This window comes from Nitrosospira briensis, assembly GCF_900115125.1.
GTDB lineage: Bacteria > Pseudomonadota > Gammaproteobacteria > Burkholderiales > Nitrosomonadaceae > Nitrosospira > Nitrosospira briensis_A.
Genome location: NZ_FOVJ01000013.1, coordinates 1 through 26,714, shown reverse-complemented (window position 1 = coordinate 26,714; position 26,714 = coordinate 1). Strand labels below are relative to the sequence as shown.

General features: G+C 53.6%; 26 protein-coding genes, 1 tRNA gene and 1 riboswitch. Of the genes, 14 read left to right on the top strand and 13 right to left on the bottom strand.

Annotated features, from left to right (window positions below; all coding sequences use genetic code 11):
• Positions 1-673: 673 nt before the first annotated feature.
• Both gshB and BMZ14_RS14470 read right to left on the bottom strand, forming a co-directional pair.
• Entirely contained in the window at positions 674-1,627 is a 954-nt protein-coding gene (gene gshB, locus BMZ14_RS14475) for a glutathione synthase (RefSeq protein WP_074798833.1), read from the bottom strand.
• Between the two features lie 261 nt (positions 1,628-1,888).
• Entirely contained in the window at positions 1,889-3,463 is a 1,575-nt protein-coding gene (locus BMZ14_RS14470; RefSeq protein ID WP_074798831.1) for an AAA family ATPase, read from the bottom strand.
• Positions 3,464-3,816: 353 nt separating this feature from the next.
• Positions 3,817-3,924: riboswitch (glycine riboswitch) on the top strand.
• A gap of 55 nt (positions 3,925-3,979) precedes the next feature.
• On the opposite strand from BMZ14_RS14470, the gene gcvT reads away from it, so the two are divergent.
• From gcvT to BMZ14_RS14435, 7 genes are all read left to right on the top strand, one after another.
• A complete protein-coding gene (gene gcvT, locus BMZ14_RS14465; protein ID WP_074798829.1) occupies positions 3,980-5,068 on the top strand; it encodes a glycine cleavage system aminomethyltransferase GcvT in 1,089 nt (362 codons plus the stop codon).
• 41 nt (positions 5,069-5,109) lie between these two features.
• Complete coding sequence (gene gcvH, locus BMZ14_RS14460) at positions 5,110-5,499, top strand: glycine cleavage system protein GcvH (RefSeq protein ID WP_074798827.1); 390 nt, start codon at positions 5,110-5,112, stop codon at positions 5,497-5,499.
• Positions 5,500-5,601: 102 nt separating this feature from the next.
• Entirely contained in the window at positions 5,602-6,960 is a 1,359-nt protein-coding gene (gcvPA, locus tag BMZ14_RS14455; protein ID WP_074798825.1) for an aminomethyl-transferring glycine dehydrogenase subunit GcvPA, read from the top strand.
• Between the two features lie 55 nt (positions 6,961-7,015).
• Positions 7,016-7,510 (top strand): thiol peroxidase, encoded by a 495-nt coding sequence (gene tpx / locus BMZ14_RS14450; RefSeq protein WP_074798823.1) that lies wholly within the window; start codon positions 7,016-7,018, stop codon positions 7,508-7,510.
• A gap of 86 nt (positions 7,511-7,596) precedes the next feature.
• Positions 7,597-9,105: an aminomethyl-transferring glycine dehydrogenase subunit GcvPB gene (gene gcvPB / locus BMZ14_RS14445; protein ID WP_074798822.1), complete on the top strand. Its 1,509-nt coding sequence runs from the start codon at positions 7,597-7,599 to the stop codon at positions 9,103-9,105.
• A 30-nt stretch (positions 9,106-9,135) separates the two neighbouring features.
• Entirely contained in the window at positions 9,136-10,071 is a 936-nt protein-coding gene (locus BMZ14_RS14440) for a carbohydrate kinase family protein (RefSeq protein WP_074798820.1), read from the top strand.
• A gap of 201 nt (positions 10,072-10,272) precedes the next feature.
• The gene (locus BMZ14_RS14435; protein WP_074798818.1) at positions 10,273-11,070 is read left to right on the top strand and encodes a lysophospholipid acyltransferase family protein; all 798 of its coding nucleotides are present in this window, start codon (positions 10,273-10,275) and stop codon (positions 11,068-11,070) included.
• Here BMZ14_RS14435 and BMZ14_RS14430 read toward each other — a convergent pair.
• Positions 10,997-11,824, bottom strand: coding sequence for a symmetrical bis(5'-nucleosyl)-tetraphosphatase (locus BMZ14_RS14430; protein WP_074798816.1), 828 nt, complete (start codon positions 11,822-11,824; stop codon positions 10,997-10,999). The genes BMZ14_RS14435 and BMZ14_RS14430 overlap by 74 nt on opposite strands.
• Positions 11,825-12,031: 207 nt before the next feature.
• On the bottom strand, positions 12,032-12,607 hold the full coding sequence (locus tag BMZ14_RS14425; RefSeq protein WP_074798814.1) for a c-type cytochrome: 576 nt from the start codon (positions 12,605-12,607) through the stop codon (positions 12,032-12,034).
• A gap of 130 nt (positions 12,608-12,737) precedes the next feature.
• Between BMZ14_RS14425 and BMZ14_RS14420 the strand changes: the two genes are divergently transcribed.
• Positions 12,738-12,814 (top strand) — tRNA-Arg (locus BMZ14_RS14420).
• Between the two features lie 97 nt (positions 12,815-12,911).
• On the opposite strand, the gene BMZ14_RS14415 is transcribed toward BMZ14_RS14420, so the two are convergent.
• Positions 12,912-14,813 carry a potassium transporter Kup gene (locus tag BMZ14_RS14415; RefSeq protein ID WP_074798812.1) on the bottom strand — a complete coding sequence of 634 codons (1,902 nt, stop codon included), beginning with the start codon at positions 14,811-14,813 and terminating at the stop codon, positions 12,912-12,914.
• 474 nt (positions 14,814-15,287) lie between these two features.
• Here BMZ14_RS14415 and BMZ14_RS14410 point away from each other — a divergent pair, with 474 nt between their 5' ends.
• Positions 15,288-15,800: a PRC-barrel domain-containing protein gene (locus BMZ14_RS14410; RefSeq protein WP_074798810.1), complete on the top strand. Its 513-nt coding sequence runs from the start codon at positions 15,288-15,290 to the stop codon at positions 15,798-15,800.
• A 237-nt stretch (positions 15,801-16,037) separates the two neighbouring features.
• Positions 16,038-18,569 carry an NAD-dependent epimerase/dehydratase family protein gene (locus tag BMZ14_RS14405; RefSeq protein ID WP_083396813.1) on the top strand — a complete coding sequence of 844 codons (2,532 nt, stop codon included), beginning with the start codon at positions 16,038-16,040 and terminating at the stop codon, positions 18,567-18,569.
• 43 nt (positions 18,570-18,612) lie between these two features.
• Here BMZ14_RS14405 and sixA read toward each other — a convergent pair whose 3' ends face one another.
• The 3 genes from sixA to rsmI all read right to left on the bottom strand — a co-directional run bounded on the left by sixA (position 18,613) and on the right by rsmI (position 20,529).
• Positions 18,613-19,065, bottom strand: a complete 453-nt coding sequence (gene sixA / locus BMZ14_RS14400; RefSeq protein ID WP_074798806.1) for a phosphohistidine phosphatase SixA — start codon at positions 19,063-19,065, stop codon at positions 18,613-18,615.
• 213 nt (positions 19,066-19,278) lie between these two features.
• Positions 19,279-19,518, bottom strand: coding sequence for a thioredoxin domain-containing protein (locus tag BMZ14_RS14395; protein WP_074798804.1), 240 nt, complete (start codon positions 19,516-19,518; stop codon positions 19,279-19,281).
• Between the two features lie 138 nt (positions 19,519-19,656).
• Entirely contained in the window at positions 19,657-20,529 is an 873-nt protein-coding gene (rsmI, locus tag BMZ14_RS14390) for a 16S rRNA (cytidine(1402)-2'-O)-methyltransferase (protein WP_256208679.1), read from the bottom strand.
• Positions 20,530-20,638: 109 nt separating this feature from the next.
• On the opposite strand from rsmI, the gene BMZ14_RS14385 reads away from it, so the two are divergent.
• From BMZ14_RS14385 to BMZ14_RS14375, 3 genes are all read left to right on the top strand, one after another.
• On the top strand, positions 20,639-20,977 hold the full coding sequence (locus BMZ14_RS14385) for a YraN family protein (protein WP_074798800.1): 339 nt from the start codon (positions 20,639-20,641) through the stop codon (positions 20,975-20,977).
• A 275-nt stretch (positions 20,978-21,252) separates the two neighbouring features.
• On the top strand, positions 21,253-21,840 hold the full coding sequence (locus BMZ14_RS14380; protein WP_074798798.1) for a BON domain-containing protein: 588 nt from the start codon (positions 21,253-21,255) through the stop codon (positions 21,838-21,840).
• A gap of 89 nt (positions 21,841-21,929) precedes the next feature.
• Positions 21,930-23,297: an FAD-binding oxidoreductase gene (locus BMZ14_RS14375; protein ID WP_074798795.1), complete on the top strand. Its 1,368-nt coding sequence runs from the start codon at positions 21,930-21,932 to the stop codon at positions 23,295-23,297.
• A gap of 51 nt (positions 23,298-23,348) precedes the next feature.
• Here the strand turns inward: BMZ14_RS14375 and BMZ14_RS14370 are convergent, their stop codons facing one another.
• The 4 genes from BMZ14_RS14370 to BMZ14_RS14355 all read right to left on the bottom strand — a co-directional run bounded on the left by BMZ14_RS14370 (position 23,349) and on the right by BMZ14_RS14355 (position 26,307).
• Positions 23,349-23,969 (bottom strand): SCO family protein, encoded by a 621-nt coding sequence (locus BMZ14_RS14370; RefSeq protein WP_074798793.1) that lies wholly within the window; start codon positions 23,967-23,969, stop codon positions 23,349-23,351.
• A gap of 10 nt (positions 23,970-23,979) precedes the next feature.
• On the bottom strand, positions 23,980-24,876 hold the full coding sequence (gene cyoE, locus BMZ14_RS14365; RefSeq protein ID WP_074798791.1) for a heme o synthase: 897 nt from the start codon (positions 24,874-24,876) through the stop codon (positions 23,980-23,982).
• Positions 24,877-25,010: 134 nt separating this feature from the next.
• Positions 25,011-25,616: an SCO family protein gene (locus BMZ14_RS14360; protein WP_074798789.1), complete on the bottom strand. Its 606-nt coding sequence runs from the start codon at positions 25,614-25,616 to the stop codon at positions 25,011-25,013.
• A complete protein-coding gene (locus tag BMZ14_RS14355) occupies positions 25,585-26,307 on the bottom strand; it encodes an SURF1 family protein (protein WP_074798787.1) in 723 nt (240 codons plus the stop codon). The genes BMZ14_RS14360 and BMZ14_RS14355 overlap by 32 nt, the downstream gene beginning before the upstream one ends.
• Before the next feature lie 60 nt (positions 26,308-26,367).
• Between BMZ14_RS14355 and BMZ14_RS14350 the strand changes: the two genes are divergently transcribed.
• Positions 26,368-26,562, top strand: a complete 195-nt coding sequence (locus BMZ14_RS14350; protein WP_074798785.1) for a twin transmembrane helix small protein — start codon at positions 26,368-26,370, stop codon at positions 26,560-26,562.
• Positions 26,563-26,600: 38 nt separating this feature from the next.
• Here the strand turns inward: BMZ14_RS14350 and BMZ14_RS14345 are convergent.
• Positions 26,601-26,714 (bottom strand): cytochrome c oxidase subunit 3 (locus BMZ14_RS14345; RefSeq protein ID WP_074798783.1); only part of this gene is annotated, 114 nt, incomplete at its 5' end.

Genomic DNA, 26,714 nt, shown 5'->3' with positions numbered 1-26,714 from the left:
CAGATCACGTGCAATCTGACTTGCCGGCTGACTACTGGACCTAACTAGCTGTACCGCTTCCCGCTTGAACTCCGTAGCGTATTTTCTTCGTGTTGTCATGACACACCTCCTGACTCATTATCAGCCTTTTTAGATGTATCCGTGAAGTCGGGGTAAAACCCGAACTCTCACCTGTCTCTAAAAGAGGGACTTTAACCGCACTTATTGCAGCCACCTCCTTACTGGACATCTGATCGGTGAAAACCATATCTTCCAGGTGCCATTTCTTATACCCACGTGATGTGCCCCTGGCACTACTACCGGGGGCACATCACGTGCGGAAAAATAAGCAGGATTCTTTTCTGTTCCGTCTATTAGGAACATAAGTGCAGGTTGTGCGGGTCAAGTCATCTGTTACGCAGGGGCCCTCCCTCCTCTTGAAACATCTATCACTAGGGCTAGCCCTAGTGATAGATAGTTTAACCCCCCAAAATCCTCTCATTAGACACGGATCTGATTTTTGATTGATCATCTATCACAGCATCTTTAAACTGTGTGAGGGCAAGACGATCATTGGCGACGCAAGGGACTCATGCAAAGACGCGAGAGCGTCGGTCAAGGCATCGTTCTGCAATCTTAAATGAGAGCGGGAAGGAAGCATCTTATCCCGCTGTGGTCAGCACTGGCTTAAAGTTTATAGAACAACTCTTTTCTCGAGTGCATCCATCATCATTCCAGCTACGTTGAAGCCGGTCTGATCCGCTATTTCCCTCATACCGGTAGGGCTGGTGACATTAATCTCTGTGAGGTAGTCGCCGATCACGTCCAGCCCGACAAGCACCAAGCCTTTATCATATAGTGCAGGACCCAACGCTTCAGCGATTTCACGGTCGCGCCGGGTCAGGGGCTGTGCTACTCCGATAGCGCCCGCGGTAAGATTGCCACGGGTCTCGCCCGGCTTGGGAATGCGCGCAAGCATATAAGGTACCGGTTCTCCGGCTATCAGCAGAATGCGTTTATCCCCCTGAGTAATTTCCGGAATATACCGCTGGGCCATGATTGTCCGTGTGCCGTAATGCGTAAGGGTTTCTATTATCACGCCTATATTGTGATCGGCGCTGTGAATGCGAAATACGCTTGCACCGCCCATACCATCCAGGGGCTTGAGGATAATATCGCGGTGTTCGGCCAGAAAATCGCGAATCAGGTGTTCCTGTCTCGTTACCAGCGTGGGTACGGTATATTGCGGAAACTTCGCTATCGCCAGCTTTTCGTTATGATCCCTCACCGCTCGCGCGCTGTTGACGATCTGGGCGCCCCGGTTTTCCGCCAACTCCAGTAAATAAGTACTATAGACATACTCCATGTCAAATGGAGGGTCCTTGCGCATCAGCACCGCGTCAAACTCCTGCAACCGTATTTCCTCTGGCTCACCTGTCCGGTACCAGTTACGTGCTTTATCCGTATCTTTGGCTAATTCCAGGGAGCGCGAAAAACCAACCGTCTCACCTCCTTTCCAGGCCAGATCACTCTGCTGGAGGGAGAATAATTCGTGACCCCGGAAAGCAGCTTCACGCATCATGGCGAAGCTGGAATCTTTATATGTTTTGATTGAATCGAGGTGGTCGAGAATAAAAGCGAGTTTCATGAACCTGGAGCCCCTCGGTTACGTACGCTGCTTGCGCACAAGACAACACAAAGCGGGAACGCCTCATACGAGATAATCGATAGCGACGGCTCGCACTACAAAAGTTGGATCAGCCGCTAGACCATAGCAGCGGCAGTTCGCCCTTCGCTTTTTTCCAGCTTTTGCGCCGGCAATAACCGCCGTGCTATAACGCCGTATACATAAAATCGGTTGGCGCTGCAACCCCGCAGCGCCCGTGAAACGGATCCTGCCTGCGCAGGATCAGCGTAGGTCACTCAAGGTATACAGTTCCGGGTGAAAATCGCTTTGGTATTTTGGCGGAAGTCCCGCCATTGCGATCGTGGCCTCGTCCTCGCTGGTATAAATTCCGTACGTAACCCTGAATTTGGCCTGCTCCCCGTTCTTTACCGCATGCACATAGAGATTGGATAGGTCGATCAGGCCGCGGGCCCGAGTAAGAAATCGTTCCATACGGTCGGGCTGCACGTTGTTCGTAGCAAATAATTGAACCGTGTAGAAATTTTTATCTGCCTTGGCCACAGTTTTCATTGTCTCCTCAACTCGCTGCTTCAGCAGCTCGTATTCGGCCAACTTAACCCCGGCGATATTCAGTTTAGCATTATTCCGCGGCTCTTCCGCGGTTGGCTTGTCTTGTGCAGGAACCGGCGCCCCCGCTACAACCTCGGGAGGCATGGAAGGCGGCGGGACACGTGCCGGAACGGAGGAGGAAGTGCCGGGACCCATAGCTGCCACGGTCGCGGGATATACCGGCGCAGGCATGGGAACCGAAGCCGGCACTGGCATATGAAGGTCAAGCGGGGCAGGAGCAACAATAGAGGCAACCTCCGCCGGGGAAGGACGCAGAGCCTGCCAGCCAAGTGCGGCCAGCACTGCTGCCGCTAATGTTGACAGCACGATGCTGGCCTTGACTGTGGGGTGGTTCGATAGGCCAAACCTGTCCTGCCAGTTGCCCCAGCCATAAGTGGTTTCGATTCCCGAATTCTCGCCGGCTGTCTTGACATGACATACTTTTATTTCACAAGCTTTCACGATGGACGCGGCCAGCATGGATTTATCGGCAAGAATGTTCAGCCGGGGGATAGATCCGCACGAAGCGCTGGTGAGCAATCGCACCGCTCCGGGAGAAAAGATGCCGGGGCCATGATAACCGGCAGCCCTCACCCGGCACATCAGATATTCTTCTACCGCCCGGGCATTCAGCGGTTGCAAAATAAGGTGATGAGAGAAGCGGTCCTTGAACTTGCGTATCTGTGGCAAAGCCAGCGTGTTTTTTAGTTCGGCCTGGCAAAACAGGACAATCTGGAGCAACTTATGACAGGAGGATTCCAGATCGTATAACCTTAGCGCTTCTTCAAGCGTTTCCACAGGCATGGCGTGAGCCTCGTCCACGAGTAACACGAGTCGTTCCCCGGCGCCATGTTTCGCGGCTAGCAGACGCTGTACTTCATCTTCATCCATCGTTGCGGAAGTTTGCCCGGCGGTAGCGAGGTTTTCGGTAGCCCGGTTGTCAGCGCTTACGGAGAGTAGCTCGTCCGCGATCAAATGAAGGAATTCTTCTGGCGATAAAGCTGGTTTGGCGAGATAGATGGCTTGCATCTGTCCGGGCAGCCGTTTCATCAATCCCCGGCACAGCGTGGTTTTACCGCTGCCGGCATCGCCGGTTACCCTGATAACGCCTTCCGGCCCCTCGCCATGAGTAAGGATATAAATGAGCGCGTCAAGGGTTGCGCCCCTGTTGGCTCCCTCATAAAAGAAATCGGTGATTGATGAATGGGCAAAAGGCTGTTGAGAAAGCCCAAAGTGACCAAGATACATTATTACCTCACGCATTCGGAAGGCGGCCGCTGGCTGCGTTACAAGGCCAAATCGCCTTCCTCGTCCAGATAAGCCGCAAAAAAATCAGAATCAGAATCCTGCCGGGCTTAGATAAAATAACACTATTAAAATCAAAATTCCTTGACGGTTAAATTCGGGATGACGAGTGGCGGCAGTTCCGGGATGTGATACGTCTTGTCTTGATCCCGATTGCTGGAGTATAGTGCGAGTCTGCCATTTATAACATCCAAGCGGAAGAGTGCGACGATTTCATCGTCGCCGCCGAAGGCGCAACCCCCCGGAATCGCTCAGGCGTAGATCAGGTTGATCCTGATCCTCGAGAACCGCTTGCGAAAGGGCAATCTGGAGAGCGCCGGCATTGAGCTGGCCACCGAAGGGGCAGACGGAATAGAGAAACAATATTCCGTAATCTCTCAGGTAAAAGGGACAGAGGGGTGAGGTCATACGACGTGACTTCACCTTTTTTTTTGAAATAACGACCAGTGAAAGCGACCAGTGAAAGAAACTTCCCTTAATCAAACCCACCGCGAGATGCACGCAAAGATGGTCGATTTCGGCGGCTGGGATATGCCTCTGCATTATGGTTCCCAGCTTGACGAACATCACCACGTACGCAGTGATGCCGGCATGTTCGACGTATCCCATATGTTGGCCCTTGATATCAAGGGTGAGACCGCGCGTGATTTCCTGCGGCAGCTGGTTGCCAACAACGTGGACAAACTGACGCAACCCGGCAAGGCGCTGTATTCGTGCATGCTCAATCCCGAGGGCGGCGTAATAGATGATCTCATCATTTATTTTCTAACGGAATCGCATTTCCGCGCGGTCGTCAACGCAGGCACTGCAGACAAGGATCTGGCTTGGATGCTGGCAAGACGTGACGAGCTCGCGCCCGCACTGGAAATTATTCCACGTCGTGACCTCGCCATGATCGCCGTGCAGGGGCCCAATGCCCGCGCCAAGGTTTGGCAGGTTATTGCGGGATCCCAGGCGGAGACAGAGAACCTGAAACTGTTCCAGGCAACTTTTTTTGATAAATATTTCATCGCGCGTACCGGCTACACGGGCGAGGACGGCTTTGAAATCATGTTGCCGGCAGTCGATGCCGTGGAGTTCTGGAATGCGCTTCATGCAGCGGGCGTAGCGCCTGCGGGACTGGGTGCGCGAGATACGTTACGGCTTGAGGCCGGCATGAATCTCTATGGCCAGGATATGGATGAAACTACCAATCCGCTAGAATCCGGGTTGGGCTGGACGGTTGATTTGAAAAGTGATCGGGAATTCATCGGTAAGCAGGCACTTCTGGAAAAACCTGTAAAGCAACAATTGATCGGCCTGGTTTTAGTGGATCGGGGCGTATTGCGCAGTCACCAGAAGGTTGTTACGCAATCCGAAGCGGTTGAAGGGGAAGGTGAAATCACCAGCGGCGGCTTTTCTCCGACGCTTAACCAATCCATCGCGCTGGCACGTCTGCCTTTAAGCGTATCCGCTGGAGATGAAGTGCAGGTAGTGGTACGGGACAAGAGGTTGAAGGCGAAAGTGGTGAAATATCCGTTCGTACGAAATGGCAAAATTCTGGTTTGATTGGTCAGCAAGTCAAAATCATTTAATTCTGGAGCAAAAACATGAGTATTCCACAGGATCTGAAGTACACCAAATCCCACGAATGGGTGAGGCTTGAAGAGGATGGAAGCGCAACCATCGGCATTACCCAACATGCACAGGAGCTGCTGGGTGATATGGTGTTTGTGGAAACACCCGGCGTCGGACGCACCCTCAAACAGGGGGAGGAGTGCGCCGTCGTCGAGTCGGTGAAGGCGGCCTCGGACGTCTACGCACCTATAGCGGGAGAAGTCATCGCCATCAATCCCGAGCTTGAATCTGCACCCGAGAAAATCAACCAGGATGCCTATGCGGCGTGGCTTTTCAAGCTAAAACCCGCGAACGTTGCTGATCTGGATAATTTACTCGATTACGCAGCGTACCGGAAGATGCTAGAAAGCGAAGAAACCTGATAAATAAGGATGAATGGAAAATAAAGCGTGGCTAACATCCCGCTTCATATTTTTATTCCTCACATTTAGCCCTTCATCACCCTACGATTCACGGAACAAAACATGCCGTTCATTCCCCATACAGAAGAAGATATACAAACGATGCTTGCCAGCATCGGAGCAAGCAGCATCGATGATCTGTTCGACGAAATTCCGTCCGAACTGAAGAGCGATGGCCTGAAACGCGTCCCTGCCGGCTTGAACGAGATGGAAATATCCCGGCTGATGCTGGAACGGGCAGAGACAGACGGACGCTATCTGAGCTTCATCGGGGCCGGCGCATACGAGCACCACATTCCCGCTGCTGTATGGCAGATAGCCACGCGTGGCGAGTTCTACTCCTCCTATACTCCATATCAGGCGGAGGCCAGCCAGGGGACGCTGCAACTGCTCTACGAATACCAGACCATAATGGCATCACTGACCGGAATGGATGTGTCGAATGCCAGCATGTATGATGGGGCATCGGCTCTGGCTGAAGCGGCGTTGATGGCCGTGCGCTCTCACAAGTCTTCGCGGCGGATTCTGATACCCTCGACCGTTCATCCCGTTTATCGCAGTGTGGTGCGCGCCATTGTCAGGAATCAGGGTATTGAAGTCGTTGAACTGCCTTATTGCAAACAATCCGGCCGGACCCTGGTGGAAGCTTTGCATGGGTTTGGCAAGGAGGAATTTGCCGCGCTGGTTATCCCCCAGCCCAATTTCTTCGGCGTACTTGAAGAGGTCGATGCTCTTACCGATTGGGCTCACGGCAAGAATGCACTGGCTATCGGCGTAGTCAATCCCACGGCGCTCGCGATACTTACCCCCCCCGGTGAATGGGGTGAAAAGGGCGCGGACGTGGCAGTGGGTGAAGGCCAGCCATTGGGGATCCCGCTTTCAAGTGGCGGACCCTATTTTGGTTTCATGGCTTGCAAGCAGGCCCTGGTGCGTCAAATGCCCGGGCGCATTATCGGGCGCACGACGGATCAGGATGGCAAAGATGGTTTCGTGCTCACGCTCCAGGCGCGCGAGCAGCACATCAGACGCTCCAAAGCCACCTCTAACATTTGTACGAATCAGGGTTTGATGGTTACCGCAGCCACCATCTACATGGCACTGACCGGGCCGGAAGGCTTGCGGCGAATTGCCGGACGGTCCCACGCAAATACGCTCGCCCTGCTGGAAAAGCTGGAAACGGTAAAGGGAGTAAAAAAGGTCTTCAGCGGGCCGCTGTTTCACGAAGCGGTCATTTCCCTGCCCGGACCGGTGGAGGATGTAATGCGCGGCCTCAAAGCCCGGGGCATACTCGCCGGACTGAATCTCGAAGAATATTATCCGGAGCTCGGCCATGCAATGCTGATCTGCGCCACCGAAACGAAAACATCCGGGGATCTGGACAATTACACAAAACAATTGCGCGACGTCATCGAAAATCCGTAATTTATTCAGATGATCTCAACCATTCGAACTATTCAACCTCGTAAGGAGAAACAGCATGGTCACTCTAGCCGGCAACCCCATCAAGATTGAAGGCACATTTCCAAAAATAGGCGACAAGGCTCCGGAGTTCTCGCTGGTAGACCGAGATTTGAAGGACGTCACGCTGGCAGATTTTGCCGGCAGGAAAAAAGTTCTCAACATCGTTCCCAGCCTCGATACCCCGGTCTGTGCCGTTTCCACGCGCAAATTCAACGAAAAGGCCAGTAACATGGAAAACACGGTCGTGCTGATAATAGCTGCTGACCTGCCTTTTGCGATGGCCCGCTTCTGCGATATGGAGGGACTGGATAAGGTGGTCCCCCTTTCCACCATGCGTGGTTCGGAATTCATGAAGAATTATGGCGTCGCTATAGCGGACAGTCCCCTGGCCGGCATTACCGCCCGCGCCGTCCTGGTACTGGATGAAAACGATAAAATAATTCACGCGGAACTCGTGCCGGAAATAAAGGATGAGCCCAACTACGATGCGGCCCTCGCAGCTCTGCAATAAGCCTGAATTGCGATACGCGAGCAGATGCTCCCGCATTTTCCAAAATTCTTTCAATACACTGACGGCACAAAAACCCGGATTTCACCATGCTGATATTTGAACACTCACGTCCTGGACGGCGCAATTATTCTCAATCCCCGGGGGCAACTGCTGATGTGACCGGCATTCCGCCGGACTTGATGCGAAAAACACCGCCGATGCTGCCGGAAGTATCCGAAATGGATGCGGTACGACATTACACTAGGTTGTCGCAAAAGAATTTTTCGATAGATACGCAGTTTTATCCGCTTGGCTCCTGCACCATGAAGTACAACCCGCGGGCTTGCAATTCGCTTGCCATGCTGCCTCAATTTCTGGCACGGCACCCGAGGGCGCCGGAAAGTACCGGCCAGGGCTTCCTTGCATGCATGTACGAGCTTCAGGAAATTCTTAAGGACGTGACCGGCATGGCGGGAGTATGCCTTACGCCTATGGCCGGAGCCCAGGGAGAATTGATCGGCATTGCCATGATACGGGCTTATCATGAGTCGCGTGGTGATTCGGCTCGAACCGAGATCATCGTTCCCGATGCTGCGCATGGAACCAATCCGGCCACGGCGGTAATGTGCGGCTATAAAGTGGTGGAAATAGCCACTGATAAAGAAGGCGACGTGGACATGGACGCGCTGAAAGCTGCGGTCGGGCCACAAACCGCAGGATTGATGCTGACCAATCCTTCAACGCTTGGCGTGTTCGAAAAAAACGTCGCCGAGATGAGCAAAATCGTTCATCAGGCGGGCGGGTTGCTGTATTACGACGGCGCCAACCTGAATGCCATACTCGGCAAGGTCAAGCCGGGTGATATGGGATTCGACGTCATCCACATCAATTTGCACAAGACTTTTTCCACTCCACATGGAGGCGGAGGCCCGGGCTCCGCCCCAGTCGGAGTAGCGCCGCGCCTGTTGCCATTCATGCCCGTACCGGTGGTCGCATATGAAGATGAAAAATACCGCTGGCTGACTGAAAAGGAAATTCCCCAATCCATAGGGAGGCTGTCTGCGCACATGGGCAATGCGGGGGTGCTTCTCCGTGCTTATGTCTACGTGCGCCTGCTGGGGGCGGAAGGCATGCATCGCGTGGCGGAGTTTGCGGCGCTTAACGCCAATTACCTGATGGTGGAACTGCGCAAGGCAGGTTTCGAACTGGCCTATCCGACCCGCCGGGCCAGCCATGAATTTATCGTCACGCTTAAAGATCTGAAGGAAAAAACAGGTGTCACTGCGATGAATGTGGCAAAACGGCTGCTGGATAAGGGTTTTCATGCCCCTACCACCTACTTCCCTCTCCTGGTGCCCGAATGCCTGCTGATCGAGCCCGCCGAAACTGAATCCAAGGAGACGTTGGATGCATTTGTCGCAGCCATGAAGGAAATCTTGGAAGAGGCTCTGACCCAGCCGGATCTCGTGAAAAGCGCGCCTCACAACACTCCGGTACGCAGACTGGACGATGTGAAGGCAGCGCGCGAGCTGGATTTAGCCTGGAAGCAATCTTTAACGAGAACAGCGACCGAAAGCCCAACCCTGAATGCGATCCCAACCGTCACCCCGTCTTGACAGGTCCAAAAATCTTACGCGGGCATATCCATGCATACACTCATTTGCGGTTCCATTGCTTACGACACCATTATGGTGTTCAAGGATCATTTCAAGAACCATATCCTGCCGGAAAAAATTCATATCCTGAACGTGTCATTTCTGGTCCCGGACATGCGAAGGGAATTTGGCGGCTGTGCCGGCAATATTGCATATAACCTGCAAATGATAGGCGGCAAACCCCTTATCATGGCAACCGTCGGGGATGACTATCAGCCATATGCCTACCGCTTGGCGAACCTGGATCTCGAGCAGGCCCATGTACGCCAGGTGCCGGGCATATTTACCGCGCAAGCATTCATCACAACTGATCTTGCCGATAACCAGATAACGGCCTTTCACCCGGGCGCGATGAATTTTTCTCATGAAAATCACGTGACGGATGCGAAAAACGTAAGCCTTGGCATTGTTGCCCCGGACGGGCGGGACGGCATGGTGCAGCATGCGCGCGAGTTTCACGAAGCAGGCATCCCCTTCATGTTCGACCCCGGTCAGGGCTTACCTATGTTCAACGGCGAAGAACTCCTGGATTTCATCCATAAGGCGGATTACATCGGCGTCAACGACTATGAGGGTCAATTGCTGCAAGAGCGTACGGGACATACGCTGGAAGCGCTGGCAAAACTCGTGAAGGGGTTGATTGTGACGAAAGGCGGGGAGGGATCGGTCGTTTATTCCGATGGCCAACAGATCGAAATCCCCAGTGTCAAAGCGGATAAACTGGTTGATCCGACCGGATGCGGGGATGCTTTTCGCGCAGGGCTGCTCTATGGGATTACCAATGGAATGGATTGGCAAAGTACCGGACAGCTCGGCTCGCTTATGGGAGCATTGAAAATCGCCGAGCGTGGCGGGCAAAATCACAGTTTCGCCCGGGATGAAATAGACCAGCGATATTTTGAAGCATTTGGCAACCGCATTCTGTAGCAAGGGCACCACGAAACGGACGAACATTTTGGCGAAAATATTGATACGCTCATCGGTAGCATTTTGAGCGCCGCAGCAGGTTATCGAACTGGCTGACTCCGCCAACAAGCGCTCGGGCCAGAACCCTATTGGCATTGCTCCGGATAAAGCTGCTGATGCCTTATCGAAGCCATTGGTCATTATTGACGCGATAATAATGGCATGAAAAACGAGATCAACAATCGGCTGGTACAAATTTTTCGTTCCATCCGGCTGTTGTTGCACATCATTTCCGGCCTGATTCAATCCGCGGTTTATCCCCATCTCGATCAGCCAGCGCAATGGCGCATGTCGCAAAGATGGTCAGCACAACTGCTTGCGATTCTCTGCATCAGATTATGCCACTCTGGCGCACCCCCCGCAGCCGAAGCCCAGCGGGTAATGCTGGCTGCCAATCATATTTCCTGGCTGGATGTATATTCCCTGAACGCCGTGTGTGCGGCCCGTTTTGTGGCCAAAGCCGAAATTCGTGGTTGGCCGCTGTTGGGCTGGTTGAGCCGTAACGCAGGCACGCTGTTCATTGAACGGACCAAGCGCAGTGATACCGCACGGATAAACGCAGATATCGCGGATGTATTGAAAGTTGGGGATCGGGTCGCCGTATTCCCAGAGGGTACTACCAATGACGGCAACTCGCTTCGGCATTTCCATGCGTCATTATTGCAATCGGCGATCACGGCGTCAGCCATATTCGCGCCTGTGGCAATACGTTATACCGATATTGCGGGGAAAGTCAGTGAGGCGGCGCCGTATGTCAATATCTCGATGCTGGAATCATTGCGGCGGATATTAAAGCAGCCCTGGATTAATGTAGAACTGATTTTTGCCGATCCGATTGACAGTAGCGGAAAAAACCGGCGAGAGCTGGCGCGTTACGCGGAACAGGCTATTGCACATGCCCTATCTCTCCCGCTGCCGCACAAGACACCTGAAAAATCCGGCGATCTTCAAGGCGAATAGCGGTAAGGCTTCCGCCCCAGAGACAACCGGTATCCAGCGCGATAAGATTATCCCTGATTTGCAACCCCAGTGCGGACCAATGCCCGCAGATAATAGTGGCCTCCCGACTGGCGCGGTTAGGCGCCTCGAACCAGGGCAGATAGCCGGCCGGCATGTCCCGCGCCGGACCCTTGTGAACAAAATCCATTCTTCCGTCGGGCGTACACAGGCGCATGCGGGTCATCGCGTTGATAATTACGCGAAGTCGCGGATAACCTTCGAGGCTGTCGTCCCAATGGTCGGGCTGGTTCCCATACATATGGGAACAAAGCTCGTGAAAATTCGGGCTGCGCAGCCCGGTTTCCACCATTTTCGCGAGCTGAGTGGCTTGGGCGATGCTCCAGGAAGGCAGTAAGCCAGCGTGAACCATGACGTAGTTCCCATCCAGATGCAACAGCTTCTGCCAGCGCAACCAGCGGAGCAGTTCGTCCCTGTCGGGCGCGTCGAGAATCTCCTGTATCGTATCGTTCCGATGCAAGCTGGCACACCCTTCAGAAACCATGAGCAGATGCAGGTCATGGTTGCCCAATACCATGATTACCGCGTCTTTCAAGCCCACAATGAAACGCAATATCGCCAGCGACCCCGGACCCCGGTTGACCACATCTCCGACCAGCCAAAGTCTGTCTTTTTCCCGGTCGAACTGAATCAGGTCGAGGAGCTCCCTGAATTCCTGATAACAACCTTGCAGATCACCAATTGCGAAAGTGGCCATAGTTCGAGAGAAATCGTTAACTCCGGAGGGCTGACTCAATCCTCAGGTCGGTATGGTGACACATCCTTTTCGACCTAAAACAGATAGCTGGACGAGGTGGAGTGTAGGTTTTCGGGGTGCAGGGGACCGGATCAAGGTTGAATAAAATAAGGGCGACATGGAATTCTCCTATCGCCCTCTTGCAACTGCGTTTCGGTTCGGGTTGAGTTATTTCGATTGACTCACCATATAATCAACGGCTGCCTTGACATCGGCGTCTGAAAGGCTGGCGTTTCCGCCTCTGGGTGGCATCGCGTTCTTACCCTTGATTGCGCTCTCGTAGAGCGTCTCGTTGCCGGCCTTGATGCGTGGCGCCCAGGCTGCATTATCGCCCATCTTGGGCGCGCCGGCCGCACCGGTCATGTGGCAGGCGGCACAACTGGCGGTATAAATTGCCTTTGCTTTCTCAGCAGGGTCTCCTGCATCCGCCACCGGTGCGGCCCCCGGAACAGCGGCGGAAGCAACTGCGGCACCGGCTGTCTGGCCCGATTCGCTTTCGGATGGTACGTCGGATTGCGGAGAATCCCCCGCCAGTACCAATTTACCGACGGGCTTCAAGCGTTCCGCCACTTTCTCATCTGAAAAAGCAGGGCTATTCGGGTCTATCGGAGCATCTCCGGTAATAAACTTCCCCAATAGCCAAATAATCAAAACCGGAAACACGAACGCGGCCGCAACGACCGTAAGCAACTGTTTCGGCGTCCTTATGGGTGAGGAATGATCGTCATCTTCAGTGCCGCTCACAATAGCTCCGCAAGTAAAAAGTCGTTATTGTATAGGTTCATGTATACAAGCAAAAGCGATTTGTTTAGGTTGGACGGGGGGATTAAAAAACGTTATCCTATCGGCGAATTCACTAAGCTTACCTGTACTTGCGCCCATAGCTCAGCTGGATAGAGTACCGCCCTCCGAAGGCGGGGGTCACACGTTCGAATCGTGTTGGGCGCGCCACAATCAGCATGAAGCGGCAGATCAATGGGTTTTAAATCCTTTTTGCATACTCGCCGTTTTTCAACGACTTCCCACCTCCTGAACGCCTGAGATCAGCTTATATCTCGACCCTGGCGCCCAGTTCGAGAACGCGATTTGCGGGTAGCTGGAAGTATTCGGCGGCGTTGCTGGCATTACGGGCCATCGCTGCAAAGAAACGTTCCCTCCACACGCCCATGCCACGGCCTGGACTCGGCACGACGATCTCGCGGCTAAGAAAATAAGACGTTTTGAGCGGCTCGAACACCAGCCCATGCGGCTCACACAATTCAAGTGCATACGGCAGATTAGGCTCGTCCTTGAAGCCATACCGGACAGTAATCTGATAGCAGTTATCGACCAGCGGCTTGATGGATATTCGATGTTCCTTGAGAATCCGGGGGGTTTCGATGTACATCACGGTCAAGACCACGACGCGCTCATGGAGGACCTGGTTGTGAGAGAGATTGTGCAATAAGGCATGCGGCACGCCGTCCGGATCGGCCGTCAAAAAAACCGATGTGCCGGCGACGCGCGCCGGGGGATGCGCCATTAACGACTCCAGGAACGGTTGAAGCGGTATGGCAGCGGAGCGCAGGTGCTCGAGCAGAGTTTGACGCCCCCGATTCCATGTCAGCATAACAAAGAAGATGGCTGATCCGACTACAAGCGGAAACCAGCCGCCCTGGGTGATTTTCAATATGGTTGCGGCGAAAAACGTTGTATCGATCGCCAGAAAAAATCCCGTGGCCAATATACACAGAAGCAATGGGTAGTTCCAGGCATACCGAAGGACAAAAAAAGTGAGTATGGTTTCAATCACCATCGTAGCGGTAACGGCGACCCCATAGGCAGCGGCAAGGTTTGATGATGAACCGAATCCCAGCACGGCCATTACCACGGCCGCCAGCAAAGTCCAATTAACGAAAGGAATATATATTTGCCCGATCTTCCGGTCCGAAGTATGTTTGATTTGCATGCGGGGCAGAAATCCGAGCTGTATGGCTTGCTTTGTCACCGAAAAAACGCCGGAGATTACCGCTTGGGAGGCGATGACGGTTGCGACCGTCGCCAGCCCGACAGCGGCATAAAGCGCCCATGAGGGGAACAGCAGGAAAAAAGGGTTGGAGATTGCAGATGGATTGGAGAGCAGAAGCGCGCCTTGTCCGAGGTAATTCAATGTGAGCGCGGGCAAGACACACCCATACCATGCCAGCCTGATCGGTTTCGCTCCAAAGTGGCCCATGTCTGCATAGAGTGCCTCTCCCCCCGTAACCGCGAGCACCACGGCCCCAAACGCGATAAACGCGAGCCAACCATTATTGAGGCAGAATGCCAGGGCGTGTACGGGGTTGAACGCTGTCAGAATCTGCGGTGCGAGAGCAATATTTACCAGACCAGCGAGTCCCAGGGTAGTAAACCATATCAGCGTCACCGGGCCAAACATGGCGCCGATTCCCCCTGTCCCCCGCTGCTGCAGCATGAAGAGCCCGATCAGCACGGCAAGAGTGATGGGTAGCACATAGGGTTTGAGCAATGGCGTCGCCACCTCAAGGCCTTCCACTGCGCTTAACACCGAAATAGCCGGCGTGATCACGCCATCTCCGAAGAATAGCGCCGCACCAAAGGCGCCCAGGAGAAACAGGATATTGCGCAGTCGCGGACGGTTTGCAACAGAGGAACTGGCCAGCGATAACAAGGCCATGATGCCGCCTTCCCCATGATTGTCCGCCCGCAGGATCAAGGTGATGTACTTGAGCGACACCACAACCATGAGCGTCCAGAAAATCAGCGAGATGATTCCGATTACGTTGGTATCGCTGACAGTAAGCCCATGAATGGGGTCGAAAACAGTTTTCATCACGTACAAAGGGCTTGTACCGATGTCGCCATATACGACGCCCAGTGCAGCGAGGCTTAGCAGGCCCAGGGACTGGGGAGTGCCAGGGGGCGTTTTAAGTCCCGTGTCTTGACTGCTCATGATAGATGTACCGGGACCCGTAGCAGACCTGGCGCGGCGGTTTCGGCAGACAGCAAGCTCATGAAGTCGTGCAGAAGCCCGTCGCGCAAACGGACGCTATTTTACGCCAGGCAAGGATAAGACGTTTCTGCATGCTCTGTTAAGAATCTGGAGAGCTTAAAGGGTAATTTGCCGGATGAACGCTCGTAATCTCCGAAAAAATCGACGGTGAGACGCGATTGCCGCCGACAACTCCGGCAGTATTTATTGTGCATTGTACACCAGCCTGTACGATCACAGCGCAGAGGTGGATTCGGTGCTCCCCTTGAGAAAAAACGCGCGCGAGCTGGAAAGATCCTTGCCGATACATCGGTTTGTGTGGCTTACCGTACCGAACTGGATGATCTTCCTGTCGTACCCTTGAGCCTGTCAAAGAACTGGGGATATCGATTATGTTCCCATTATTCACGGAAAACTTACCGTCAGGAGAAAGAGATGAGCTACGAAGACCGCGACACCTACGGCATGTACAAAAGCTATGGAAAGGGCCCGGGTCCTCGGCTAATGGGCGCCGACACTCTCATCGGAGAGGATGTTTATAGCCATAAGGATGAAGATCTCGGGGACATCAAGGAGATTATGCTGGATATGAATAGCGGCAAAGTCGCTTATGCGGTTTTGGCGTTCGGCGGGGTGATGGGCATGGGGGGCAAACTTTTCGCTGTGCCCTGGAACGCGCTGAAGCTGGATACCGAGAACAAGCGCTTCATACTCAGCGTGGACAAGGAACGTCTGGACTCCGCCCCCGGGTTTAACAAGGATGATTGGCCGGATATGGCGGACCCAACCTGGCAGAACAGGATTCAGTCTTATTATGGGACCAAATCCTATACGGAACCTTATGGTGAATCCGGCAAGGAACCTAAAGACACGCCGGATATTCCCTATGATGAAACGCCGTACACCAAGTCCCAAACCGGGAATTACGATTCCCGGCGGACCCGCTGAATTGTTGAGCGGTATTTAGTTTCACACCCAATACTGCTCCGCTGTCTACCTGATTTAGCGCGCTGCGGAGAGCTTGTGCGGTAGACGGAATTCAACCCCGCACCAGGCTGCGCTGTTCTCCATTCATTGCGGGAAGAAAAAGGGCCAGGAGGGATGTGTTCTCGTGAATGAGGTTGAAAGCCTGCCTGGAACGATGGCAATGTTTGCAGTGGTTGTAATGCGCGGATGGAAAATCGCATGGATATCCGGAAACCGCTGGTTCTTATTACCGGCTCGGAAGGCAGGATCGGCAAGGCGATAGAAGCTGCGCTTGGCGACGACTATACGGTCGTCGGATTCGAGCGCGAATGTGATAGTGGGTCCCACTGCATTACCGTCGATATATCATCTGATGAAGCGGTGTCCAAGGCTTGCGAGCAATTACGCCAGGGCTATGGGCAACGGATCGCGTCCGTAATTCATCTGGCTGCCTTTTATGATTTCTCCGATCAGCCAAACCCCCTGTATGAGGAAGTCAACGTCCGCGGGACCCGGCGTTTACTGGAGGCGCTTCGGGCATTCGATGTCGAACAATTTATTTATGCAAGCACCATGCTGGTGCACGCGCCTACCGAACCGGGCCTGCCCATTACTGAGGAAGGGCCTCTTGAACCCAAATGGCCCTACCCGGAGTCCAAGGTAGCGGCGGAAAACGAGGTACGGGCTCATCACGGTAACGTTCCGTTCGTGATACTTCGCTTGGCCGGGGTCTATACCGAGTGGGGCGAAGTGCCCTCTCTTTCCACTCAGATTCAACGCATCTATGAGCGTCAACTGCAGAGCCATGTATTCCCTGGCGACCCCGCTCATGGCCAGTCCTTCGTGCATATGGATGATGTAGCACGTGCATTTCGTCAAACCGTCGAGCGCCGCCTGGAGTTGCCTACGGAAACCGTTCTTTTGATAGGCGAGCCGGCTACCGAAAGCTATGAAGGGCTGCAAAACCTGATTGGGCAGTTGATCCATGGCCAACCATGGGTTACACACCAGGTCCCCAAACCGGTGGCGGTGGCGGGCGCGTGGTTGCAGGATAAAATGGAAGACGTCGTTCCGGATTACATCGACCGTGGAATTGAGCCCTTCGTCAAGACTTTCATGGTGGCTTTATCCGACGATCATTTTGAACTGGATATTTCGCGAGCGAAGAAGCTGCTGAACTGGCGTCCCAGAAATACGCTCCGTGAAACGCTGCCGAAAATAATCGGTCATCTGAAGCGAAGCCCTGCGGCCTGGTACAAGCGTAATAAAATTGCGTTGCCGCTATGGCTGGAAGAAATGGAAAAAGAACATCTTCCAAGCGCAACGCTTATCGCTCAAAGCCGCCAGCAGGAACGCGACGGGCACCGGCAAACCCTGTGGTGCCACTTCGCCAATGCGGGGCTGGGATTATGGCTGATATCCAGCCCCTTCATTTTTGGCCTTGCCGAATCGTGGATGGTGGCCGAGGATCTCGTTTCGCCTTCCCAACGTGGTTTGGCGATGTCCGCTACCTGGATGACCGCCAGCGATGTCATCACCGGCCTGCTCATTGTGCTATTCGGCCTTCTATCAGTATCACGGGACTATGGCTGGGCGCGCTGGATAACCGCGCTTCTGGGCATCTGGTTATTGTTCGCGCCGCTCTTCTTCTGGACGTCGAGTGCGGCAGCTTATGCCAACGATACCCTGGTCGGCGGGCTTGTCATTCTGTTTGCGGTAGTCGTGTCACCTCCCCCCGGTATCGGGGCCGTTGCCCGCACGAGCGGGCCCGACACGCCGCCCGGCTGGAGCTATAGCCCTTCGGGCATGACCAACCGTTTCCCGATTGTGGCGCTGGCCTTCATTGGCCTATTCCTTTCGCGTTATATGGCCGCATTCCAGTTGGGGCATACCGACAATGTCTGGGATCCATTTTTTGGCGATGGCACCGCACGCGTCGTTACTTCCGATGTATCCGAGGCATGGCCGGTAGCGGACGCCGGGCTGGGGGCGACGGTTTACGTGATGGAAATTCTGACCGGTGTCATAGGCGATAAGCGGCGATGGCGCACGATGCCATGGATGGTGCTGTTCTTCGGTATATTGATTGTGCCGCTGGGCGTGGTCAGTATTTACTTCATTATTATCCAGCCCATTATAATCGGTACCTGGTGCACTTTATGCCTGATCGCCGCGGTTGCGATGCTGTTGCAGATTCCGTACTCCTTTGATGAGATTCTGGCAACGCTGCAGTTCCTCAAAGACCGGCGAAAGAACGGCAAATCGCTTTGGCACGTATTGTGGCATGGAGATACGATGGAAGGCGGAAGTGCGGATTATTCTAGCAACTTCGAAGGGCCACCGATGGCCGTGCTGCGTGAAATCATGGGGTCAGGTGTCCGCTTCACCTGGAATATGCTGGCGAGCGTTATCATCGGTATCGCATTGATGTTTTCGCGCATCCTCTTCGATGCCACAGGAACAGCCGCCAACGGGGACCATTTGATTGGTGCGCTCGTCGTGACATTCTCCATCATGGCGCTAAGCGAGGTGGGACGACCCCTGCGCTTTGCCAACATCATGTTCGGCGGATGGCTGATTCCAGCGCCCCTGTTGCTCACGGGCTATTCTGACCTTGGCGCTGCTGCGAGCATTGGCGCTGGCGTGTTATTGATTCTGCTCGCGCTCCCTGTTGGACCCATCAAGGGCCGATATGGGGCATGGGACAGATGGAATTCCATCGGCTTGGCAAAGACGCCGCGAAGCGCTTGAATGGCACAGATTTGTTGGGGGAAATTTGATTGGCGCGCGTTGATCACAACATATCTGGAGATATACTGCTTCGTAAAACCGTTTCCGGTACGCCTTCGCTCTTTTTGTGACTGAACCACCATACGGCACCCTTCCGGACGTTCCATTCACCTGCTTCTCCGGACATGAGCAAGGCGGCTACCTCCCCTAGCGTCGGCTGATGACCTACCACCAGCACTGCGCCTTTCGCATCCGGCCAATCTGCGGCGGCCAGAATCGCCTTTGCAGAGGCGCCTGGTCCAATTTCCTTTACGGTTTCAAATTCGTCTTCAAGGGCCTTTGCCGTCTGCTGTGTGCGCTTCGCGGGACTGACTATGATACGGGTGTTTTTCGGCAGTTTTGGTTTAAGCCATTCAGCCATCTTCTCCGCTTGTTTTAGTCCTTTTCCGGTCAGTTTGCGTGCGCTATCGGGCAATCCATCTTCAGCTTCGGCATGACGCCACAGAATGAGCTCCACTTTACCTCCTCATATGTTTACGTTGCCAACAGCCAGGCGATATTCATTATAGGCGGGAGCGAGAAGGAAAGGAAAGAAACGGGGGTGGGAATTGCAGATTGCGGTTCGGGAATTACATTCCCGTGCCAGCTGCAGAAATTAGGAAAAACTACATGCCATGTGATAATGCGTTTCAGGACAAATGGCGGACAGTCCGCCCGCCATTCTCCGCAATTAGGACTTCAACGCCGACATTGGAGCGCCGAAATTGATGTGAAAGGGTGCTCCATTGATGACAAGCGCGGGAACCGACTTGACGCCAGCTGCTTCAGCTGCTGCGATGCGATCCTTTTGGGCACCAAGATCTACGAGCTCGACTTCGTAACGATCGGGATCCAGAGCATCAGCGATCTGACTCTCGGCCTCGACACATACAGGACAGCCGGCATGGTAAAAGGTAGCAGGTGTTTTCATAGTCAATCTCTCCAATGAATTAAAATGTTCGTGGGGACTCCCACGCTCGCAGGAATCGGTCAAAACTGTGAACCATGCGACTAAGTGATTATAATCGCTGGCCCATCCTAAAGCCAGCACTCAGGTGTGGGTATCCTGCTATTCTTTCTGGTTTGGCCCACCCTGTAACGATAGCGCCAGCGAATACAGCGTATTTTTGCTTTCTCCGCTAATCTCCGCTGCCAGTCTCACCGCCTGCTTGAGGGGCATATCTTTTAATAGCAGCGCGAGAGTTCGCTGCCCCTGTTCACTTAATTCTCCTTGCGGACGGGCAGGAGCACCGGATATTAACAGCACGAATTCCCCTCTCTGGCGGTTTGGGTCACCCTTGAGCCAAGCGGTTGCTTCGCCGAGGGCGCAGGCATGAATACTCTCGAATAATTTCGTGAGTTCCCTTGCGATGGTAATTTGGCGCTTCGCACCTAACACCTCCACCAGATCTTCGATGCTATCCAGAATTCGATGGGGCGCTTCGTAAAATATCAGTGTATAAGGGTATGATTTTAAGTTTTCCAGATCACGTCGGCGCAAACCAGCGGTAGCAGGAAGAAATCCGTAAAAGAGAAAATGAGGCGTCGGCATGCCCGCTATGGAAAGCGCGCATGCCGCCGCGTTGGCGCCTGGAATCGGCATCGTCTTATAACCATGTTCCCGTACCTGTTTTACCAGAATCGCTCCTGGATCGGAAATTCCAGGAGTACCTGCGTCGGTAACAAGGGCGACTGCTTCGCCACGCGAAAGTAGATTTACGATTTTCATTGCCGTGGAGCTTTCATTGTGCTGATGCAATGACATCATTTTTCCGGTTATCGAATAATGCCTCAGCAAATGTGCGGTAGTGCGGGTATCCTCGGCCGCGATGACATCCACGGCCGCCAATACATCAAGTGCCCTCAACGTGATGTCGCGCAGGTTTCCAATAGGTGTGGCGATAACATATAAGGTGCCGGGCTGTATCACGGTCTGGTTCAATGCGGTTACAGGGTGTTTGGTTTATGAAGGCAGCGTTGTAAAATTGGAAGTTTAGACGGGCTATAGTCAGAGCGCTAACCTGAATGATCGTACCAACGGAGTTTTTGTTTTGAATGGCAGCGAGGCGGAGCGTTACGCGGAAACCTTTCTTCGACATCATAACCTTGTTTTGCTCCGGAGAAACTATCGCTGCCGATCTGGTGAAATCGATCTCATCATGCGCGACGGGACGATGCTGGTTTTCGTGGAGGTAAGGATGAGGAAGAGCCCGGCTTTTGGGGGCGCAGCGGCTAGCATAACGTGGGTGAAACAAAGGAAGTTGTTGCGGGCGGCGCGACATTATCTTGCCTCTTTCAAGTTCGAGCCGCCCTGCCGGTTTGACGCTATATTATTGTCGGGCCACGATGGCAAGGAGGTTGAGTGGATCAAAAATGCTTTTGGCGAATAGAGCCGTACGGAGCGTCAGAAGTGCCCGGTTTTAGGTTAGACTGTCGGCGCGACGCGATTGAGAACGCGGCATCTTTGCGTCCCTGCTTAATGATTGGTTCTCTGTTTTTCTGATTTGACGGTCACGCCGGGAAATCTGATGATGGCCGGATGCCCCACTTGACTCAGGCCGAATGCGGCGGGACCTTCACGGTATTCTCGAGCCACATGCGGAACTCTTTCAGGTACTGCTGCGCCGCTTAATGCTGCAGGTTATTTTTTTAGGTAGAGGTCTAGATGCAAAACAAGAGTCGAAGCGGAATGCTTATCCTGGTATTGCTGTTTCCCTTTCTTTCAGGCTGCGCATTGCTGGTTGCAGGTGGGCTGGCGACAGGTGTGGGGACCGGCGTTGCGGTATCTCAGGATCGGCGTACGAGTGGCACGTTTGTGGAAGATGAAGCTATAGAGGTCAAGAGTAATCGTCGAATCAGCGACAAGCTTGGCGGAAAAGTCAACATCAACGTTACGAGCTTCAACCGTAACGTACTGCTCACCGGGGAAGCCCAGACCCTGGAGCTTAAGAAGGAAGCGGAAAAACTTGTAAGGGGCGTGGAAAACGTACGCGCCGTCACTAATGAGGTAGCAATTGGTGGTTCAAGCTCATTCGGGTCTCGTAGTAATGATGCGTTGATCACATCCAAGGTCAAGGCTCGTTTTATGGATAGCGGGCAGTTTCAGGTGAATCATGTGAAGGTGGTTACAGAGGACGCGGTTGTCTATCTGCTTGGTCTTGTAAACGCGAAGGAAGCGGAGAGCGCAGTGGGGATCGCCAGGTCGACGAATGGCGTGCGGAAGGTGGTGAAGGTTTTTGAATACCAGAACTGAGTCGCTATTGAACTTTTTGCGACGCTTGCCAGTGCCGGATTCCGGCATTCGTCAACGATGAGCCGAGCCACGGCTGATACGACTTCCTGATGCTTGAGGCTGGTTTTGCCGCCCGGCTTGGCAGCTTGCTCCCTTCGGACCGGTTTTTTACGGATCCGGTGGATTGTTATGCCTATGCTTATGACAATACTCGAAAGATTTTTCCCCCCGATGCGGTAGTATTTCCCGTTACTGCACTGGAAGTGCAAGCCGTCGTGAGGCTTTGCATTGAATATGGAACTCCGCTTACTCCTCGTGGGCGCGGGACGGGAACGTCGGGCGGAAGTCTTCCGGAACAGGGGGGCGTAGTGTTATCGCTGGAACGGATGCTGCGCATTGTCACCGTGGATCCCACCAATCGCGTGATCGTTGCGGAACCGGGCGTTATTAATCAGTCGGTACAGGATGCAGCCAAGTCTCATGGCTTCTTTTGGCCACCTGATCCTTCCAGCGCCGGCTACTCGAGCATTGGCGGAAATCTCGCGACCTCCGCAGGCGGTCCCCATGCCGTGAAATATGGAACGACCCGTGATCATGTCCTGGGGCTGAAAGCGGTGACGGGCGGAGGCGAAATCATTCGCACCGGCTGCTACACCACCAAGGGTGTGGTGGGCTATGATCTTACGCGGCTTTTAATAGGGTCTGAAGGTACCTTGGCCGTTATCACGGAAGCGACGCTTAAACTCACTCCGCTTCCTCAAGCCCGTGGCGGCATTACCGCACATTACCGCGATCTTGCGAGCTGTGCTGCCGCAATAGTCCAGGTCATGGCGCTTCCCCAAACACCCAGTGCGCTTGAGTTTCTCGACTCTGGCTCGCTTGATCTGATCCGCAGCCGATACCCTGACATGCTGCCGGCTGGCGCGCGTGCCATGCTGATGATCGAGGTGGATGGGGCGGAGAGCTACGTTCCCGAGGCATGCGCAGCCGTTATATTCGCCTGCGCCAACGAAGGGCTGATTCAGGCGGAGGAGACCGCGGATGCCGCTGCTTTGTGGCGAGCCCGGAAAACATTATCTCCGTTACTGCGTGATATCGCGCCAAAGAAGATCAATGAGGATGTCGTTGTGCCCGTTTCGGCGTTACCGGAATTTCTGGACGGGCTGGCCCGGCTGAGCTCGAAATACGAGGTTGCCAATGTCAATTTCGGCCACGCGGGCAACGGAAATATTCATGTGAATCTGCTGGTCGACCCCGCGTTACCGGATGAGATGAGCCGCGCAGCGACTTGCCTGAATGAAATATTCGATCTCGTAATCAATCTCAACGGGACATTGTCAGGTGAGCACGGTGTTGGTAGCGAAAAACGTGCGTATATCGGCAAGGAGATTGATGCAGCGACGCTGACGCTGATGAAACAGATCAAGCGGGTGTTCGACCCGAACAATATTCTGAATCCAGGGAAGCTGTTTCCTTAAGGGAAAGAGCAGGCTCCTGTTTTTTCCGCCTAACTGTTTTGGGCGACGTCGTTATGCCGAGGTTTTCAGTAATTCGGAAATGTCGTGCGCAAAAACATCCGCATCCTTGTCGCTGGTTACGTATAACCGCAGCTTTCCGTTTGTGTCAAAGATATAGGTTCCGGTTGAGTGATCCACGGTGTGATGCCCGGCTGCTTCTCCCGGCTGCTTTTGAGCCACGATCTTGAATTCTTTCGTTACAGCTTTTGTTGCCTGTGCGCTACCCGACAGGCCGAGAAAGGTTGGATTGAACGCAGACAGATATTGCTGGAGGACAGGTGGCGTATCTCGTTCCGGATCGACGGTAACAAACAGCACCTGCACTCGAGCAGCGTCCGGGCCGAGTTTATCCATCGCAGTTGCGAGGTTGCTCATGGTGGCCGGACACACGTCTGGACAATGGGTATAGCCGAAAAATAATACGACTACCTTGCCCTTGAAATCCGACAGGGTGCGCACATTCCCGTTGTGGTCCGTAAGGCGAAAATCCTCACCGAAGTTGACGTCACTGATATCTGTTGAGAGAAATTCCGGTTTTGGCTTCGAGGTATCGCCACACGCCGTCAGAAGTAGCGGCGCCAGAAAAACAAGCGCCGCGGATACCACAAATGCATTAAATGTCCGATATCTCACGCGCAGCCACTCAGAAGCGGATGTAGTGATCTATTAATAGCACAGCGAACAGGGCCGCGAGGTAGAGGATTGAATAGCGAAATGCTCTGCGCGCGAGTTCATCGCTATAATCCAGGTAGATTTTCACCGCATAGTATAGAAATACCGCATCCAGCACCACAGCGCCCACCAGATATATCAATCCACTCATTTGGGTGGCGTACGGCATTAGCGTCACGGCGATGAGTATCAGCGTGTATAACAGGACATGTAGACGGGTAAATTTGTCTCCGTGTGTTACAGGTAGCATAGGCATGCCGACCTTGGCGTACTCCAGCTTGCGATAGAGCGCCAGGGCCCAGAAGTGCGGGGGCGTCCATGCAAAGATTATGAGAAAGAGCAGCAGCGCGTCTGCTGATACTTCCCCTGTCACTGCGGCCCACCCCAGCACAGGCGGCATGGCGCCGGAAGCTCCCCCTATCACGATGTTTTGCGGTGTGTTCGGCTTCAATACCACGGTATAGATAATCGCATAACCAACAAAGGTTCCCAATGTCAGCCACATTGTCAGCGGGTTAACCAGCTGATGAAGCATCAGCAAACCCGTTCCACCGATCAGTGCCAGAAAAAACAGGGTTTCGGGCGACGTCACCGTACCTCGCGGTAAGGGCCTGCCCCGCGTGCGGGACATAATCGCATCAATCTTCTGTTCTACCAGGCAATTTACCGCCGCGGCCGCGCCCGCCACCAGCGCAATTCCCACTGTACCGAATATCAGCGCGTTTAGCGGTACTGCGCCAGGAACTGCGAGAAACATGCCGATAACCGCGGTAAAAACAATGAGCGACACTACTCTCGGTTTGGTCAGCCGGTAAAATTGCTGCATGCGCGAGGCGGTTTGCTGCCAGGCTATACTCGAAGTAGCCATAACGTCAGTCTCCTAGTTCATCGCAGGCGATTTGCCTGCATTAGCGATTGTGGAATCACAGCAATTGCCCAAACAACCGACGGCTATTGCATGGTAACGGCTTTCACATCAATATTTCCGCCAAGCACGATGAATCAGTGCCTTTGATCGGTTCCCATTGCGTGTTCCAACTGGGATACCTTGAGCAAACGTTTAATATCTTTTGACATCTTTTTGGGATCCGGATCCTTCGGAAAACGCATCATGAGGTTTCCAATCGGATCAACCAGGTAAATGTGATCGCGTTGCGAAGCTTTTCCCGGGATTGCCGGAAGCAAGTCGCTATCTTTCGCGTTGATAAACCACATACCTTCGAACTCCTTCACGATTTCAGGTGCGGGCAATTCTCCATCATCGATTAGCCATACCCGCTCTATCCGTTCCCTTTCCGCGTTTTGTATCAGGCGTACCTGACGCATGTAGTAAAGTTTCTGCCGGCATTGCTCGTCGCATTTTCCAGAATCCACCGATATCAGAGCCCACTTGCCCCGCAACTGGCGAATCCGGAAGATGGTCTGGTCAGTTTGGTTCAACGCGCTACCCGTCAGGGTTTTAACGTCGAGCAAGTCGCCGTAATTATCGGTATCCGGCCGTACGTTCCCGAAAAATAATATGTAGGAAACAATAATAGGCGCGCACAACAATACGAACAATAAAACCAGCGTCCGCCTACTTTTGTTGGGAGTACTCTCGTTTGACACTTAACACCAAGTAAATTATCAATACGGCAAGCGCCATGGCGAACCATTGAAACGCATAACCAAGGTTTTTGCCGGACCCCGAATCCGGGCGCGCCCACTGACGCACAAGGCCATCCTTCACGTCGTCCGTTTGCAATATCATCACCGGCTGCAGGGCCAGGCCGCTGGCGCTTCGATAACGCTCCAGATCAAGATTTTCCCAGACCTGCCCCGATACGAGCTCCCCTGATAGTTCCAGGGTTTTCTGAATCGCTGTCGTTGCAATTCCCGAGATAACCACTTGGCCATGCGGAGTTGGTATGTCTGGCAGTTTACTACGATCACGATCCGCTACTACCCAACCCCGATTTACCAGAACATGCATCGAGCTTGTCCCGATCCTGAGCGGGGTGACTACATGGTAACCGGCCAGGCCCTTGTGGATTTTATTATCAAGATAAATCGTGTGTTCGGGCACATACTTCCCGCGCGCCTCGACCTGCCGATACTGAAAATCTTCAAGCCTGACTGGAACGACCGGCAGAGCCACGGCCGGTTCACGCGCACGGGTGTCAAGCTGTTCCTGCCGCGATTCCTTTTCCTGAGCGCGAGAAAGTTGCCAGTTGCCAAGTTGCAACATAATCGTTATGACAATTGCCGCACCTATTGTTGACCATAAACGCGGCGTGAACCGCCAGCCTAAAATAGTCATTGGATAGTATGCAGAACTCCGCTAAACTTATTCCCGAACCTCATAATTACAGGACCGATCTTGAAATTCTTCGCCGCGTTATTTATGTTCTTCATCCTTGCCAGTCTGGCATCGGCCATGTATTACCTGATCAAGGACAAGGGACACGGTACACGTGCGGTTAAATCGTTAACCCTGCGTATTGGGTTGTCGGTTCTTCTGTTTGCCTTGTTAATGCTGGGGACTTATTTTGGCTTCATACCGCTGAGCCAGTAACGCACTGACCCGTGCGGCATGAGAAGCACGTTGGATCCTTATATCAGCCAGTAGACGAAGATAAACAACCCCAGCCAGACCACGTCCACAAAGTGCCAGTACCAGGCGACCCCTTCAAAGCCAAAGTGGTTCGCGGGCGTGAAGTGACCCTT

What these genes read in the sequence shown, in the direction of transcription:
- gshB (WP_074798833.1), bottom strand. Translation starts at nt 1,627, where the DNA reads ATGAAACTCGCTTTTATTCTCGACCACCTCGATTCAATCAAAACATAT.
- BMZ14_RS14470 (WP_074798831.1), bottom strand. Translation starts at nt 3,463, where the DNA reads ATGTATCTTGGTCACTTTGGGCTTTCTCAACAGCCTTTTGCCCATTCA.
- gcvH (WP_074798827.1), top strand. Translation starts at nt 5,110, where the DNA reads ATGAGTATTCCACAGGATCTGAAGTACACCAAATCCCACGAATGGGTG.
- gcvPA (WP_074798825.1), top strand. Translation starts at nt 5,602, where the DNA reads ATGCCGTTCATTCCCCATACAGAAGAAGATATACAAACGATGCTTGCC.
- tpx (WP_074798823.1), top strand. Translation starts at nt 7,016, where the DNA reads ATGGTCACTCTAGCCGGCAACCCCATCAAGATTGAAGGCACATTTCCA.
- gcvPB (WP_074798822.1), top strand. Translation starts at nt 7,597, where the DNA reads ATGCTGATATTTGAACACTCACGTCCTGGACGGCGCAATTATTCTCAA.
- BMZ14_RS14440 (WP_074798820.1), top strand. Translation starts at nt 9,136, where the DNA reads ATGCATACACTCATTTGCGGTTCCATTGCTTACGACACCATTATGGTG.
- BMZ14_RS14435 (WP_074798818.1), top strand. Translation starts at nt 10,273, where the DNA reads ATGAAAAACGAGATCAACAATCGGCTGGTACAAATTTTTCGTTCCATC.
- BMZ14_RS14430 (WP_074798816.1), bottom strand. Translation starts at nt 11,824, where the DNA reads ATGGCCACTTTCGCAATTGGTGATCTGCAAGGTTGTTATCAGGAATTC.
- BMZ14_RS14415 (WP_074798812.1), bottom strand. Translation starts at nt 14,813, where the DNA reads ATGAGCAGTCAAGACACGGGACTTAAAACGCCCCCTGGCACTCCCCAG.
- BMZ14_RS14410 (WP_074798810.1), top strand. Translation starts at nt 15,288, where the DNA reads ATGAGCTACGAAGACCGCGACACCTACGGCATGTACAAAAGCTATGGA.
- BMZ14_RS14405 (WP_083396813.1), top strand. Translation starts at nt 16,038, where the DNA reads ATGGATATCCGGAAACCGCTGGTTCTTATTACCGGCTCGGAAGGCAGG.
- BMZ14_RS14395 (WP_074798804.1), bottom strand. Translation starts at nt 19,518, where the DNA reads ATGAAAACACCTGCTACCTTTTACCATGCCGGCTGTCCTGTATGTGTC.
- BMZ14_RS14380 (WP_074798798.1), top strand. Translation starts at nt 21,253, where the DNA reads ATGCAAAACAAGAGTCGAAGCGGAATGCTTATCCTGGTATTGCTGTTT.
- BMZ14_RS14375 (WP_074798795.1), top strand. Translation starts at nt 21,930, where the DNA reads ATGCTTGAGGCTGGTTTTGCCGCCCGGCTTGGCAGCTTGCTCCCTTCG.
- cyoE (WP_074798791.1), bottom strand. Translation starts at nt 24,876, where the DNA reads ATGGCTACTTCGAGTATAGCCTGGCAGCAAACCGCCTCGCGCATGCAG.
- BMZ14_RS14355 (WP_074798787.1), bottom strand. Translation starts at nt 26,307, where the DNA reads ATGACTATTTTAGGCTGGCGGTTCACGCCGCGTTTATGGTCAACAATA.